At 36.6% G+C, this 14,876-nt stretch carries 12 protein-coding genes and 1 rRNA gene; 3 read left to right on the top strand and 10 right to left on the bottom strand.

Annotated elements, in window-relative coordinates; genetic code table 11:
• Positions 1-236 precede the first annotated feature (236 nt).
• The 3 genes from BLQ66_RS08335 (at position 237) to BLQ66_RS08325 (ending at position 3,006) form a co-directional block, all read left to right on the top strand.
• Positions 237-1,388, top strand: a complete 1,152-nt coding sequence (locus BLQ66_RS08335) for an NAD(P)-dependent malic enzyme (protein ID WP_074521758.1) — start codon at positions 237-239, stop codon at positions 1,386-1,388.
• Positions 1,388-2,377 (top strand): tRNA modification radical SAM protein MnmL/YtqA, encoded by a 990-nt coding sequence (locus BLQ66_RS08330; protein WP_074521757.1) that lies wholly within the window; start codon positions 1,388-1,390, stop codon positions 2,375-2,377. The genes BLQ66_RS08335 and BLQ66_RS08330 overlap by 1 nt, the downstream gene beginning before the upstream one ends.
• Positions 2,378-2,490: 113 nt before the next feature.
• Positions 2,491-3,006, top strand: a complete 516-nt coding sequence (locus BLQ66_RS08325; RefSeq protein ID WP_027432199.1) for a DUF4364 family protein — start codon at positions 2,491-2,493, stop codon at positions 3,004-3,006.
• A 136-nt stretch (positions 3,007-3,142) separates the two neighbouring features.
• On the opposite strand, the gene yihA is transcribed toward BLQ66_RS08325, so the two are convergent.
• The 10 genes from yihA to BLQ66_RS08275 form a co-directional block, all read right to left on the bottom strand.
• Positions 3,143-3,826, bottom strand: a complete 684-nt coding sequence (gene yihA, locus BLQ66_RS08320; RefSeq protein WP_083330321.1) for a ribosome biogenesis GTP-binding protein YihA/YsxC — start codon at positions 3,824-3,826, stop codon at positions 3,143-3,145.
• Positions 3,827-3,892: 66 nt separating this feature from the next.
• Positions 3,893-6,241 (bottom strand): endopeptidase La, encoded by a 2,349-nt coding sequence (lon, locus tag BLQ66_RS08315; RefSeq protein ID WP_074521756.1) that lies wholly within the window; start codon positions 6,239-6,241, stop codon positions 3,893-3,895.
• A gap of 98 nt (positions 6,242-6,339) precedes the next feature.
• Complete coding sequence (clpX, locus tag BLQ66_RS08310; RefSeq protein WP_074521755.1) at positions 6,340-7,611, bottom strand: ATP-dependent Clp protease ATP-binding subunit ClpX; 1,272 nt, start codon at positions 7,609-7,611, stop codon at positions 6,340-6,342.
• 23 nt (positions 7,612-7,634) lie between these two features.
• A complete protein-coding gene (clpP, locus tag BLQ66_RS08305) occupies positions 7,635-8,219 on the bottom strand; it encodes an ATP-dependent Clp endopeptidase proteolytic subunit ClpP (protein WP_027432196.1) in 585 nt (194 codons plus the stop codon).
• A gap of 214 nt (positions 8,220-8,433) precedes the next feature.
• Positions 8,434-9,723 (bottom strand): trigger factor, encoded by a 1,290-nt coding sequence (tig, locus tag BLQ66_RS08300; protein WP_027432195.1) that lies wholly within the window; start codon positions 9,721-9,723, stop codon positions 8,434-8,436.
• Between the two features lie 140 nt (positions 9,724-9,863).
• On the bottom strand, positions 9,864-10,991 hold the full coding sequence (locus BLQ66_RS08295) for a D-alanyl-D-alanine carboxypeptidase family protein (RefSeq protein ID WP_074521754.1): 1,128 nt from the start codon (positions 10,989-10,991) through the stop codon (positions 9,864-9,866).
• A 5-nt stretch (positions 10,992-10,996) separates the two neighbouring features.
• Positions 10,997-11,548 (bottom strand): DJ-1 family glyoxalase III, encoded by a 552-nt coding sequence (locus BLQ66_RS08290; protein ID WP_074521753.1) that lies wholly within the window; start codon positions 11,546-11,548, stop codon positions 10,997-10,999.
• A gap of 183 nt (positions 11,549-11,731) precedes the next feature.
• Positions 11,732-13,066 carry a dihydroorotase gene (locus BLQ66_RS08285; RefSeq protein WP_074521752.1) on the bottom strand — a complete coding sequence of 445 codons (1,335 nt, stop codon included), beginning with the start codon at positions 13,064-13,066 and terminating at the stop codon, positions 11,732-11,734.
• 81 nt (positions 13,067-13,147) lie between these two features.
• Positions 13,148-14,305 carry a putative bifunctional diguanylate cyclase/phosphodiesterase gene (locus BLQ66_RS08280; protein WP_051195521.1) on the bottom strand — a complete coding sequence of 386 codons (1,158 nt, stop codon included), beginning with the start codon at positions 14,303-14,305 and terminating at the stop codon, positions 13,148-13,150.
• A 281-nt stretch (positions 14,306-14,586) separates the two neighbouring features.
• Positions 14,587-14,876: ribosomal RNA gene (locus tag BLQ66_RS08275) — 23S ribosomal RNA — on the bottom strand; the annotation flags it as partial.

The raw sequence follows: 14,876 nt of genomic DNA, 5'->3' as shown, positions 1-14,876 counted from the left end.
CTAGTTTGGGAAAATAAATGAATTTTTTGCTTTGATTAATGTTCGAAATATAAGAAACTATTCGAACTCCTATGTAAAAACTATCAACTTGATTATAAAACATAGTTTTCAAAAATAAAAGCCCTTTTTCTTTTTCTTTTTTTAATTTTACAAATGTGCTATGATAAAACTTGTGTGAACTCACTATTTATCCGTTTTCACACTATGTAGTATTTAAGAAAGGTTTGGTATTAATTATGACAAATGCCCAGAAAGCCCTACAGCTTCACGAAGAATGGAATGGTAAGTTTGAAACTACTCCAAAAATGAAAATCGCAACTAGAGAAGACTTAAGTCTTGCCTATACTCCAGGTGTTGCAGAGCCTTGCAAGGTTATTGCTAAGGATAAGGAGGCAGCTTACAAATATACAATCAAGTCTAATACTATCGCTGTTGTTTCAGATGGTAGTGCAGTTCTTGGTTTAGGAAATATCGGTGCTCATGCAGCTATGCCTGTTATGGAAGGTAAGGCTGTATTATTTAAGGAATTTGGTGGAGTTAATGCTGTGCCTATTTGCTTAGATACACAGGACACTGAAGAAATCATTAAGACAGTTGTTAATATTGCTCCAGCCTTTGGTGGTATCAACTTAGAGGATATCGCTGCTCCTAGATGTTTCGAAGTTGAAACTCGTTTAAAGGAATTACTTGATATTCCAGTATTCCACGATGATCAGCACGGAACAGCTATCGTAGTTTTAGCTGGTATCATTAACGGTCTTAAAGTTACTAATAAGAAGAAGGAAGATGTTAAGGTTGTAGTTAATGGCGCTGGTTCCGCTGGTGTTGCTATTACTAAGCTTTTACTTACTTATGGTTTTAAAAATGTCACAATGTGCGATAAGTCCGGTATCCTTTCAAAGGCTTCAAAGGACCTTAACTGGATGCAGGAATCAATGATGGAGGTTACAAACCTTGAAGGTAAGACAGGTAGCCTTGCTGATGCCTTAGTTGGTGCTGATGTATTTGTTGGTGTATCTGCTCCTAATATCGTAACAGCTGACATGGTTAAGACTATGAATAAGGATTCTATCCTCTTTGCTATGGCTAATCCTACACCAGAGATTATGCCAGATGTTGCTAAGGCTGCTGGTGCTAGAGTTGTTGGAACAGGACGTTCTGATTTCCCTAACCAGGTAAATAACGTTATTGCCTTCCCTGGTATCTTTAAGGGTGCCCTTGAAGGAAGAGCAAGCCAGATTACTGAAGAAATGAAGCTTGCTGCTGCTACAGCTATTGCAGGTCTTATTTCAGACGAAGAATTATCTGATGTTAACATTTTACCAGAAGCTTTCGACCCACGAGTTGCTGATGCAGTAGCTAAGGCTGTAAAGGATCATATTAAATAATGTTACCTCATTACTATTCACTTAATGAATATATAAAGAATACTTTCGGTGAGAAAATGTATCGCCTATCCCTAGACGGTGGCATGACCTGTCCAAACAGAGACGGTAAGCTAGATACTAGAGGCTGTATATTTTGTAGCCGTGGTGGTTCTGGAGATTTTGCTGCCACAGTCTCTATCGCTAAAACGATAGAGGCTGGCACAAACTCCAGTGATGGCATGACTTTAAGACAGAGACGCATTTTAGAAAATATTGATAAAAGTATTGAACTTGCAAAGGAAAAGGTTCAAAATAAATATAAGGGAAATTCTTATATTGCATACTTTCAATCCTTTACAAACACTTATTCAAGTGCCTCTTATCTTGATAAGCTTTTTAAAAATGTAATTAATAGGGAAGAAATCAAGATACTTGATATTGCTACAAGACCGGATTGTCTTGATAGTGACGTCTTAGAAGTCATTGATAGTTGTAATAAAATTAAACCAGTTTGGATTGAGCTTGGTCTTCAAAGTATTCATGAAAAAACTGCTAAATACATAAGACGAGGCTATGAACTTGATTGCTTTACAGACGCTGTAAAGAAGCTAAATGCCTTAAAGGTGCCAATTATAGTTCATGTAATTATTGGTCTTCCAGGGGAGACTAAGGAAGATATTTTAGAGACAGTAAGATTCTTGTCAAAACAGCCTATTCAAGGCATAAAGCTACAGCTCCTTCACGTATTAAAGGGCACTGATCTTTATGATGACTACAAAGCTACGGGCTTTAAGATATTAACTATGGAGGAATATTTTGACATATTAGGGGAAGCCCTAAGAATTCTTCCAAAGGACATGGTTATTCACCGCCTAACAGGTGATGGCCCAAAGAGCCTTTTAGTAGAGCCGCAGTGGACTGCAAACAAGAAGCTTGTACTCAATTCTATGAATAAATATTTCGTAGATAAATGTATAATTCAAGGGGAAATTTTCGATAATAATGACTAAATAGCCTAAAAAAAGACCTTATTTAGCGTTTAGATATTGTCAATTAGGCAAAGTTAGTATATTATTTATCAGTATGGCATTTTATGCAATTTAAAGAGATGGGGACTAAATTTATGGAAGGCAATGCGACAACACTTTACAAGTTAATGATTCTTTACATGCTAAGCAAGGTTAATTTTCCATTGACTAATAGTCAAATGTCAACCTTTATGTTAGAGAAGCAATATACTGATTATTTCACATTTCAGGAAACAATTAATTCATTAGTTGCAGATTCCTTTATTAAGAGATCAAATTATCAGAACAATACACAATATCAACTTACCAAGGACGGTGTTGATACTATTGCATTTTTTTACACCAAGATATCAAGTAGCATTAGAGAAGAAATCGACGAATATTTAATTACTAACAAGTATAATTTGAAGAACGAATCAGGTACAACATCTGATTACTACAGAACAACAGACGGAACTTATATGACAGACTGCAAGGTTAAGGAAGGTAACATTAACATCATCGAACTTTCCCTTAACGTTCCACTTGAGGAACAGGCAGAAACAATTTGTGCGAAATGGCGTGAGAACAGCCAGGAAATCTATGAATTCATCATTAACAAGCTTATGTAGTTAATGCAAAATAAAGGCTTACAAATATTAAATCTAAGTTTAATATTTGTAAGCCTTCTTTTTTTCAGTAATATCAGTAATATAAGCAAAATCAGTAATATAAACAAAATCGGTAATTATACTGATCTTTACTTTATTAGTCTTCGCTGCCTGACCTAGTAGTTTCTTCTACTTCTGCAGTCTTACTATTTTTTTCATCAACCATCTCTTCAATAGTCACATCAACAGCTTCATCCTCTAAGACATAAGAATCCACATACTTCCAAAGCTCTTCAAGCCCCTGCTTTGTCTCTGATGAAAATGGAATTAACACATCTTCTTTTCTAAGACCTAGTCCATTTCTTACAGCCTTAACCTGCTTTTGAACCTGACTTCTTTTGATCTTATCAAGCTTTGTAGCAACAATTATCGGTCTAAATCCATTTTCAACAATCCAATCATACATCATCTTGTCATTAGCTGATGGGTCATGTCTTATATCAATAAGAAGGAAAACCTGCTTAAGCTGCTTTGAAGTTCTAAGATATTTCTCAATCATCTTGCCCCACTTAGCCTTAACAGATTCGGAAACCTTAGCGTATCCATAACCTGGCAAATCCACTAAATACATGAGCTCATTGATATTATAGAAATTAATTGTCTGTGTCTTACCTGGCTGAGAAGATGTTCTAGCGTAGGACTTTCTTCTCATTAAAGCATTAATAAGTGAAGATTTACCAACATTTGACTTACCTGCAAATGCTACCTCAGGTAGCGTAGTCTCTGGAATCTTACTTGTAACACCGATTACAATCTCTAAATTTACATTCTTAATAACCATATTAACCTCTTCTAACTAGTAAGATACTAACTTAAATACCCCTTAAAAATCATCTTTTAAATCATCTTAAATATCTAAGCTATTATCTAACACTTCTAACATATTCTTAACATAGACAATTTCCATGCCTTCAAGGATTTCCTCATCAAACTCTTCAATGTCCTTCTCGTTATCAATTGGCACTAAAACCTTAGTTATCTTAGCTGCCTTAGCTGCAAGAAGCTTCTCCTTTAAGCCACCAATTGCAAGGACCTTACCTCTAAGAGTAATTTCTCCTGTCATAGCAAGATTTGCAAAAACCTTAATACCTGTAACCGCAGATAAAATACCTGTAGCAAGAGTCACACCTGCCGATGGGCCATCCTTTGGTGTGGCACCTTCTGGAATATGAATATGTATATTATGCTTATCAAAGAAATCGCTGTCAACCTTATATTTGCCCTTCTCTGTAATGCTTCGCACGTAAGATAGCGCAATCATAGCAGATTCCTTCATTACATCGCCCATACTACCTGTAAGCTTTAACTCGCCCTTACCTGGCATTGTATTAACCTCGATTTCGAGAGTATCGCCGCCAACTGCAGTCCATGCAAGTCCTCTTACAATTCCAATATCAGAGTTCTTGTTCTTAACTTCTCTTCTATATTTTTCCTTGCCAAGGAACTCCTCAAGGTTCTTATCTGTAACCCTGATAACTTCCTTTACATCCTTGTTTCTTGTTCCGTCTTCTAAAAATGCACCTAGCTCGTAAAGCTTCTTTACTGCCTTTCTGCATACCTTACTTATCTGACGTTCTAGATTTCTTACACCAGCTTCTCTTGTATAGCTAGTAATAATCTTATTTATAGCCTTATCTGTAAACTTAACATCCTTTTGCATAAGACCATTTTTCTTAATCTGTTTCTTAATCAAATGTTCCTTTGCAATATGAAGTTTTTCATTCTCAGTATAGCTGTTTACCTCGATTATCTCCATTCTGTCGAGTAAAGGTCTAGAAATACCTGATAAATCGTTTGCAGTTGCGATAAATAGTACATTTGAAAGGTCTACAGGCATCTCAATATAGTGATCTAAGAAGTGAGTGTTTTGCTCGCTATCTAAAACCTCTAAAAGAGCTGACTGAGTATCACCCTTGTAATCTGAACTCATCTTATCAATTTCATCAAGAAGCATAAGTGGATTATTGCTACCGGCACTTACCAAAGCATCAATAATACGACCTGGCATAGCACCAATGTAAGTCTTTCTATGTCCTCTAATTTCAGCCTCATCTCTAACACCGCCAAGGCAAATTCTTACATAGTTCTTATTAAGAGCTCTAGCTACACTTCTTGCAATAGATGTCTTACCTGTTCCTGGAGGGCCTACAAGACAAATTATTGGAGCATCAGACCTAGTAGTAATATTTCTTACAGCTAAGCTCTCTAAAACTCTCTCCTTAATATCCTTCATGCCGTAATGGTCTTCATCTAAAATATCCCTTGCATTGAAAATGTCCTTATTATCCACTGTTTGTACATTCCATGGAAGTTCCAAACAATTTTCAATATAAGTTCTTTGTACATTAGCTTCTGAAGAGCTGCCCTGAACTTCCTTTAATCGTCTAAGCTCTCTAAAAAGCTTTTCCTTAACGTAATCAGCTGCATCAAGAGCCTCAATTTTTTGCTTAAAGTCGTCAATTTCAGAAACAAGCTTTCCATCTAGCTCCTCATTTAGGACTCCAATCTGCTCCCTTAAAATGTATTCACGCTGGTTCTTATCCACTCTATTCTTAACTTTAATTGCAAGCTCTTCTCTAATAGCAAAAGCCTCGCAATCCTCAAGCATAGTCTTAGCTAGAAGCTCATACATCTCATTGATATCTGTTACTTCAAGAAATACCTGTCTTTGAGTATAGTCCATTGGATAATCTTTTAAAATCGCTTCCATTAACTTGTTTGCATCCTTAATTGCAAGCCAACCGTTTAAAAGGTCGCGACTCATTTTCAAATCAGCAATTGCATAGCGCTTTATAAGTTCATGTAACGCCATTACCATAGCCTTATTAGTTACTTCATCTGGCTTAGAAAAATGTGACACAAAAGGAGCTACATTTGCCAAACAATAATCCCCTCTATCCTCAATATCACATAGTTCAGCCTTTAGTTGTCCTTCTACCTGAATTCGTAAAATCTTGTTAGGTAGCTTTACAACCTGCTTTATCTTAGCAATACAGCCAACTTTATATAAATCATCTATGTCAGGTTCTACAACTTCACGGTCAATCTGTGTTACCAAAAAGATTGTCTGATTCTGACCCATTGATTTGTTAGTAGCCATAATTGATTTTTTCCTACTTATATCTATCTGCATAGTCATACCTGGTAATACGGTTAAATTTCTTAATGGTATGAACGGTAAATTAACATTTTTCATACTTTCCTGCCCATTTAAAAATTAAATTATAATTTCATTTCTGTATTATTATAAAAGTAGTGATTGACAGATAGACTCTGCCAATCACTATTAATCACTTACTGTGCTTTTTTTGAAACCTGTTCTGTTCTATATTCAATTAAAGGCTTCGATGTGCCCTCAACTGCTTCCTTAGTGATGATGCACTTTGAAATTGTATCATCTGAAGGAATCTCATACATAATCTCGTTCATAACTGATTCTAGGATAGAACGAAGTCCTCTAGCTCCAGTCTTTCTCTCGAAACTCTTATGAGCGATTTCTCTAACAGCATCTTCTCTAAATTCAAGTTCAACCTCATCAAGGTTAAATAAAGCCTGATACTGCTTAATAATAGCATTCTTTGGTTCCTGTAAGATTCTTACTAAAGCATCTTCATCAAGGGAATCAAGTGCTACTACAACTGGTACTCTACCTACAAATTCAGGAATAAGACCAAACTTAATTAAATCCTGAGGTAATACCTTATGGAACATCTCACCAACTGTCTCTTCCGACTTCTCATGAAGCTCAGAGTTAAAGCCGATTGAGCTCTGGTCCATTCTTGATTCAACGATCTTTTCAAGACCGTCAAAAGCACCACCACAAATAAATAAAATATTAGTTGTGTTAATAGGAATTAATTCCTGCTGTGGATGCTTACGTCCACCCTGAGGTGGTACTGAAGCGTCTGTACCCTCTAAAATCTTAAGAAGTGCCTGCTGTACACCTTCACCTGAGACATCTCTTGTAATAGATACATTCTCTGACTTCTTAGTAATCTTATCAATTTCATCGATGTAGATAATTCCATACTGTGCCTTATCTACATCATAGTCTGCAGCCTGGATAAGCTTAAGTAAAATGTTCTCAACGTCCTCACCAACGTAACCAGCTTCTGTAAGTGTTGTAGCATCTGCAATTGCAAATGGAACATTAAGAAGTCTAGCTAAGTTTTGAGCAAGGAAAGTCTTACCAGAACCTGTAGGTCCAAGCATGAGAATATTACTCTTCTGAAGCTCTACATCTAGGTCTCTTCCTGACATAATTCTCTTGTAATGATTGTAAACAGCAACTGCTAAAACCTTCTTAGCTTCTTCCTGGCCGATTACATATTCATCGAGGAATTCCTTGATTTCCTTTGGCTTAAGTAAGTTGATATTTAATCCATCAACGGCATCAAGCTCGCTTGCATCAAACTCCTCATCAAGAATGTCACTGCAGATTCCTACGCACTCATCACAAATGTAAGCGCCATTAGGTCCAGCAATAAGCTTCTTTACCTGATCCTGTGTCTTATTACAAAAGGAGCATCTAAGCTTACCACCATCATCTGTTGTTCTTCCTGCCATATTGTACTCTCCTATTTAATTTATTAGTTTCTCTTATCAACTACACTATCAATAAGTCCATAAGCAAGGGCTTCCTGTGCTGACATGTAGTTGTCACGTTCTGTATCTCTAGCGATTTCTTCTACAGACTTACCTGTATTAGCAGCTAAAATTTCATTTAACTTGTTACGTGTCTTTAAAATGTTCTCAGCTACGATTCTGATTTCAGTTTCCTGACCTCTTGCACCGCCTGAAGGCTGGTGAATCATGATTTCTGAGTTTGGAAGAGCAAGTCTCTTACCCTTTGTACCGCCTGATAAAAGGAAGGCACCCATACTTGCTGCAAGACCAATACAGATTGTTGAAACGTCACACTTAATATACTGCATTGTATCATAGATAGCAAAACCTGCTGATACTGAGCCACCTGGGCTGTTGATATAGAAATGAATATCCTTACTTGGATCTTCAGCCTCTAAGAAAAGCATCTGCGCTACTACTAAGTTAGCAGATACATCTGTTACCTCTTCTCCTAAAAATACAATTCTATCTTTTAATAATCTTGAGTAGATATCGTATGATCTCTCTCCTCTACTATTCTGTTCAATGACATATGGTACGAAACTCATTATTTCCTCCTTTAAACGCCCTCATTAGCGTAATTTATTTATTTGATATAATCAACTACTTACTAAATTATACAACAATTGGAGCTAACTATCCATAAATTTTAAATAAAAATAAGCACTAATTTTTATTTTTTTATAAAAATTAGTGCTTATTACCTATTCATTTACAAACTAAATAAATTTACTAATTATCTTGATTATCTTTCAAGAATAATTACTTTTCAACAGTTGAAGAAACGATTAATTCAACAGCCTTAGTAACTGCTAAATCTTCCTTAATCTGCTGTGTTTCGTAATCACCCATGATATCCTTAATCTGAGCTACATCCATACCATACTGGCTAGCCATCTTCTCTAACTCAGCCTGGAATTCTTCTTCTGTAGCTTCGATGTTCTCAGCCTTAACAACAGCTTCAAGAACTAATCTAGACTTAATTCTCTTTAATGCTTCTGGCTTCATTTCATCTACTAAGCTATCAGCTGTAGCACCTGTGTACTGGAAGTACTGATCAAGTGAAAGACCCTGAGCCTGTAATCTTTGAGCGAAATCCTGAGCCATTCTGTTAACCTGTGTTTCAACCATAGCTTCTGGAATATCCATCTTAGAATCTTCGATTAACTTAGCGATAGCTTCATCTTCCTTAACAGCCTTAGCCTGGTTTTCCTTACGCTCTGTGATCTTCTTCTTTAAATCATCCTTATATTCAGCAAGTGTATCGAAATCAGATACATCCTGTGCAAAATCATCATCTAATTCTGGAAGCTGCTTTTCCTTGATTTCATTGATCTTAACCTTGAATGTTGCTGCCTTACCCTTTAAGTTTTCAGCATGGTATTCTTCTGGGAATGTAACGTTAACGTCCTTCTCATCACCTACGTTCATACCAATAAGCTGTTCTTCGAAGTTATCGATAAATGAATGTGAACCGATTGTAAGTGAGTAGTTCTCACCCTTTCCACCTTCAAAAGCTTCTCCATCTACAAAACCTTCAAAATCGATTACAGTCTGATCGCCGTCCTTAACTGCTCTATCTTCAACAGATACGATTCTTGCGTTCTGATCCTGTACTCTCTTTAATTCTTCTTCAACATCAGCATCTGTAGCTTCTACTTCTGTCTTAGAAACTTCGATACCCTTATATGTACCTAATTCAACTTCAGGCTTTAAAGCAACTGTAGCTGTAAATACAAATGGCTTACCAGCTTCAAGCTGTGTAACGTCAATCTTAGGCTGAGAAACGATCTCTAAACCTGATTCATCAGCAGCCTTAGCGTATGCATCAGGAATAATTTCATTAGCAGCATCCTCAAAGAATACTTCCTTGCCATACATCTTCTCAACCATTGCTCTTGGAGCTTTACCCTTTCTGAAACCAGGAAGGCTAATCTTGTTCTTATTCTTATTATAAGCTGTGTTAAGAGCAGCTTCGAATTCCTCAGAAGTTGACTCAATAACAAGCTTTACCATGTTTTTCTCTTCTAAATTTTCAACTGTAAAACTCATTTTAATAAAATCCTCCTTAAATTAGGTCACTTCTAGACCTTAAAAGTGCATACTATGGGATTATAGCATACTTATTTTAATATTACCAGTAAAATTTATTTTAAATTATTCCAGATTTGATTTCCTCTGCTAAACCGCTATTAGCTTGTGCTTTCGCTAACATTTTCATCAACTGTAGTAGCCGAGGCTGGCAAGTATCTACCGTAGTAATTAAAGCAGTCAAAAATTGGCTTATATCTACCACTTCCGTAGGCTGTAACACAAATATAAATGTTGCCATCCTTTGAAGCATAACTTACTAAGCAATTTCTTGCTGTATCAGTATAACCTGTCTTTCCGCCTAAAATCTGAACACCAGTAACTTCAGTACCATACATTCTTGTCCACATAGTACTTCTTATATAATAACCTTCAGGAACCCTGTTAGTTCCTGCTGTGGTATAGGTTTCTGTTCCAAGAATTTCTCTAGCAGTCTCATTCTTAATTACATAAGACATTATCATAGCCATCTCCTGACAAGTGGTGTAATGCCCATCCTCTGAGATTCCCCAAGTATTCATAAAATGTGTATTCTTAAGACCTAATTCGCTAGCCTTTTCATTCATCATGGCCACAAAGTTTTCAGTGGAACCTGCCGTTGCTATAGCAAGGCCCTCTGCACAATCAGCACCGGATGTTAATATAAGGCCGTAAAGCAAGTCCTTAATTGTTGCTGTCTCGCCACCTTCATAGCCAACTCTTGATGCGCCATCTTGAACTAGCGGTCTTAAAATCGCATCGTCAAAGGTATAAGTTGTATTATCAATATCATCGATATTCTCTAATACAATAATAAGTGTCATAACCTTTGTCATAGAGGCTGGTTCAATAATAGAATCTGCAAGTCTACCAGCAATAATCTCATTATTAGTCACATCTAAAATAGCACCATAGGCACTATCTATATCTTCATCTGTTACTTCTACATAATTAGCTGAAATATTAGCGTATGGATAAGTCTCTTTTGTCTCTTCTTCCACTGCATTTTCATCTGCAGCAAGTTCTTCTTGCCCTTTATCGCTTTCTAATCCTCTTACTTCACTACCCCCGCCTTTAATGGCGACAAACGTAATGCCAGCTGTTATAATTCCGAGTATTAAAACTAGCAAAAATTTCTGTCTTCGGAGCTGTCTAGCTCTTTTTCTTTTTATAGCAGCAATGACTTTCTCACGCTTTTTAACGGATAATTTAGCAAGCTCAAGCTCATCATCTAAATTATACTCGTCCATCTAAATTACCTTTCATACTGAATCTTTTTAGCTAATTCATTAGCTGTATTAACATCTATTAAAAGCTTTACAAGCTCAAGTCCTAAATCAATAGATGTTCCCATGCCTCTTGAAGTTGTAATATTGCCGTCAGTGACAACATTTACACTATCATTAAGGCAAATTGCGCCCTCTAAGCTATCTTCATAGCCAGGGAAACAAACTGCCTTCTTACCCTCTAAGAAACCTAACTTGCCAAATACGCTAGGAGCCGCACAAATAGCAGCTAAACGGCCACCATTCTCGTAGTGTTCCTTTAAAAGGTTAAGTAAAACCTTTCGGTCAAAATAGTTCTTAGTTCCAGGGCCGCCCGGTAAGAATAATAACTCAGTACCGTCAAACTCATAGCTACCAAATAAATAGTCTGCCACAATTGTAACGCCCTGAGCACTTACAACTTCCTTCTTAGCAGTAATAGAAATTGTATCAACCTCTATTCCAGCTCTTCTTAATATATCAACGACAGCTAGGCATTCTACTGTCTCAAAATTATCTGTTAAAAATGCACATACCTTCATAGTTATCTCCTCCTTGATGTAATTTACACCTATACTAGAATACCATTTTTAAGTATTTTTCTCAATAAAATACGCGAATATTCACGAAAAAGAGGCCATGAAATTTACATCTCACAACCTCTTTTCCACACACATATCTAATTTTTCCTTGTCCCCTAAATAAATTCAAACTTCTATATGAATTTAATCTCTTAAAATGTCCTTATCAATAATGATTTCATTGCCATCCTTGTTAGAATAAATAATTCTACCATTAACAATTGTGTAAAGAACCTTACCGTTTACCTTCTTACCATCAAATGGTGTATTCTTGCCCTTTGATGCGAACATATTAGAGTCAATGACATAGCTTGCCTTTGGATCAATGATTGTAATATCAGCCACCTTACCAGCCTTTAAATTTCCTCTATCAAGACCAATAATCTTAGCTGGTCTAACGCTCATTCTATCCACCATCTGAACTGGTGTAAGTAAGCCCTTTTGTACAAGTTCAGTCATAACTAAACTAATTGAAGTTTCAAGCATTGAAAGACCAAATGGCGCCTCCACAAAGCCCTCTGCCTTCTCTGAATAGTGATGTGGCGAATGATCTGAAGCAATTGCATCGATAATCCCAAGTCTTAGGCCCTTAATAAGCGCGTCTCTATCCTCTTTCTTTCTAAATGGAGGAGCACTCTTATAATTTGCATCAGAACCATCCACGTCATCCTCAGTTAATATTAAATGCTGTGGTGTAACTTCTGCTGTTACATTTAAACCTAAATCCTTAGCCTGCTTAACCATGTCTACGGCAGTCTTTGTTGATAAATGGCAAATATGTAGCTTAGCCTTAGTGTCTTTAGCAAGTAAAATGTCTCTAGCCACCATAGTTTCTTCAACTGCATCTAAAATGCCATAAAGTCCTAACTGCTTAGCTCTCTCCCCGGCATTCATAACGCCTCTAGCCATAAGATTTCTATCTTCGCAATGAGCAAATACAGGAATATCTACCTCTGCAGCCTGCTTTAGTGCCTGTCTTGCAATTCTTGCATCCATAATAGAATTTCCATCCTCACAAACTGCCACAGCTCCTGCTTCCTTCATGCCTGTAAAATCAGTAATATACTGGCCTTCATCACTTGCTGTAATAGCACCAACTGGGATTACATTTATATCTGTAACTTCCTTAGCCTTTTCAATAGCCTCTCTAATTCTCTCCTCACTATCCATAGCAGGTTTTGTCTTTGGCATTGTACAAACTGTTGTAAAGCCGCCTCTTGCAGCTGCTCTTGAACCGCTTCTTATTGTCTCCTTATGTTCATATCCTGGCTCGCGAAAATGTACTCGCAAATCGATAAATCCTGGGCAAACATAAAGTCCACTAGCGTCGATAATTGTGTCATCTTCCCCTGAAGCTAAAGCCTCGTCAATATTGTTAGTTACTTGGCTAACGATACCATTGTCGACTAAAATATCAATTTGGTCGTCAATCTTATTTGCTGGATCAATTAACCTACCATTCTTAATTAAAATCTTCATTTTTACCATCTCCCCCTCTTTATTCTAGTAATTTCTATTAGCATTTTTTAATACACATTTAGCTTATCTTTTAATACACATTTAGCTTATCTTTTTAAGCTTAGATAAATTCTCCTTCTCGAAACTTATAGCATCTATTGGCTTTCCAAAATAAAATCCCTGAATATAATCTACTCCAAAATCCCTTAACATTATATATTGTTCCTCGGTCTCCACGCCCTCGGCTACAACTTTAGTTTTAAGAGTCTTAGAAAGATCCACAATAAGCTTAACAAATGCCCTTGAATACTCATCTTCTATTATGTCATCAATAAAGGTCTTATCAATCTTTATTATATCTAGCGGTAATCTCTTTATATAATTAAGAGATGAATAACCTGTGCCAAAATCATCGAGAGCTATCTTAATTCCAAGTCCCTTAAGGGCTTTTAAAATAGCTATAACCCTTTCCATATCATTTATTGCAAAGGATTCTGTAACCTCTACATAAATATTAGAAGGATCAACTTCTGTTCTCTCTATAATTTCCTTAATAGAATCCACTATATCAAATTGCATGAGCTGAACCACCGATAGGTTCACACTTACTCTAAAATCCTTAAAACCTCTATCATTCCAGTCCTTACACTGAATGCAAGCAGTCTCCATTACATACTCACCAATAGTTGTAATAAGACCTAAATATTCAGCCATAGGAATAAAATCGCCAGGATATAAAAATCCAAGAGACTTAGAATCCCAGCGAATAAGTGCTTCACAGGAAATGCATTCCTTTGTATTAGCATCCACTAAAGGCTGATAAAACAACACAAATTCATCTCTTCTTGTCTCTACTGCTTCTTTTATAAATTCCTCGTGTTTATTATATTTTCTTTTATCTTGGCGTTTGCTATCAGTTACATCAAGGGCTGTAGCAACAACTACAGATTTAGCATCAACCCATGCCATTTCCTTTAATCTAACCTCAAACCAACGTCCGTATTTTGAATAATATTTGACATTATTGTATTTAAAGCCTTCTTTAAGCTTTCCGTTATTCACTATAGCTTCATCGTAGGTCTCTCTAATAACTGTCTCAATAGCAATATCAGAACTTGCCTTTTCATTGGCAAATACAACTCTTCCAGATTCCACGTCCCTTACAATAATTCCTAACTCAATATTGCTAAGAACGTAGTCAAGAATCTTCTTTGCTGCCATATATTCGGCAGTCTCAGATTTCTTTCCCCTATCTCCCATATAAAACCTCTAAAGTATATATAATTTAAAATATTGCTTAAATTTATTATACCCCTTGAGTTATATTTTGAAAAGTGGATTTTGTATTTATTAGAATTGTCTTTATGGCTTTTCTAAGCTTTTTTGTAAACGTAAAAAAAGCTTAGAGAAAAATCTCTAAGCTTTAAGTTCTTGTTTATTCAAAACTGCACATTAAATATATCATCCGTTTGATTATTCCTTAAGAATAACCCTCGTTTTGTTCAGTGATTTCTCACTCTCTATCCAAACCTTAACCTTACTTGGTTAAGCCCTCGACCTATTAGTACAAATCAGCTCCACATGTCACCACGCTTCCACCTTTTGCCTATCAACCTCGTCGTCTTCAAGGGGTCTTACTACATTCGTATGGGATATCTCATCTTGAGGGGGGCTTCACGCTTAGATGCCTTCAGCGTTTATCCCGTCCCGACTTGGCTACTCGGCCATGCACTTGGTAATGCAACCGATACACCAGAGGTCAGTCCACCCCGGTCCTCTCGTACTAAGGGCAGCTCCTCTCAAATATCCTACGCCCACGCCGGATAGGGAC

This window comes from Lachnospira pectinoschiza, from assembly GCF_900103815.1.
GTDB lineage: Bacteria > Bacillota > Clostridia > Lachnospirales > Lachnospiraceae > Lachnospira > Lachnospira pectinoschiza_B.
The sequence above is the reverse complement of the archived record's forward strand: the minus strand, read 5'-3'. Positions and strand labels throughout refer to the sequence as shown.

What these genes read in the sequence shown, in the direction of transcription:
- BLQ66_RS08335 (WP_074521758.1), top strand. Translation starts at nt 237, where the DNA reads ATGACAAATGCCCAGAAAGCCCTACAGCTTCACGAAGAATGGAATGGT.
- BLQ66_RS08330 (WP_074521757.1), top strand. Translation starts at nt 1,388, where the DNA reads ATGTTACCTCATTACTATTCACTTAATGAATATATAAAGAATACTTTC.
- BLQ66_RS08325 (WP_027432199.1), top strand. Translation starts at nt 2,491, where the DNA reads ATGGAAGGCAATGCGACAACACTTTACAAGTTAATGATTCTTTACATG.
- yihA (WP_083330321.1), bottom strand. Translation starts at nt 3,826, where the DNA reads ATGGTTATTAAGAATGTAAATTTAGAGATTGTAATCGGTGTTACAAGT.
- lon (WP_074521756.1), bottom strand. Translation starts at nt 6,241, where the DNA reads ATGAAAAATGTTAATTTACCGTTCATACCATTAAGAAATTTAACCGTA.
- clpX (WP_074521755.1), bottom strand. Translation starts at nt 7,611, where the DNA reads ATGGCAGGAAGAACAACAGATGATGGTGGTAAGCTTAGATGCTCCTTT.
- clpP (WP_027432196.1), bottom strand. Translation starts at nt 8,219, where the DNA reads ATGAGTTTCGTACCATATGTCATTGAACAGAATAGTAGAGGAGAGAGA.
- tig (WP_027432195.1), bottom strand. Translation starts at nt 9,723, where the DNA reads ATGAGTTTTACAGTTGAAAATTTAGAAGAGAAAAACATGGTAAAGCTT.
- BLQ66_RS08295 (WP_074521754.1), bottom strand. Translation starts at nt 10,991, where the DNA reads ATGGACGAGTATAATTTAGATGATGAGCTTGAGCTTGCTAAATTATCC.
- BLQ66_RS08290 (WP_074521753.1), bottom strand. Translation starts at nt 11,548, where the DNA reads ATGAAGGTATGTGCATTTTTAACAGATAATTTTGAGACAGTAGAATGC.
- BLQ66_RS08285 (WP_074521752.1), bottom strand. Translation starts at nt 13,066, where the DNA reads ATGAAGATTTTAATTAAGAATGGTAGGTTAATTGATCCAGCAAATAAG.
- BLQ66_RS08280 (WP_051195521.1), bottom strand. Translation starts at nt 14,305, where the DNA reads ATGGGAGATAGGGGAAAGAAATCTGAGACTGCCGAATATATGGCAGCA.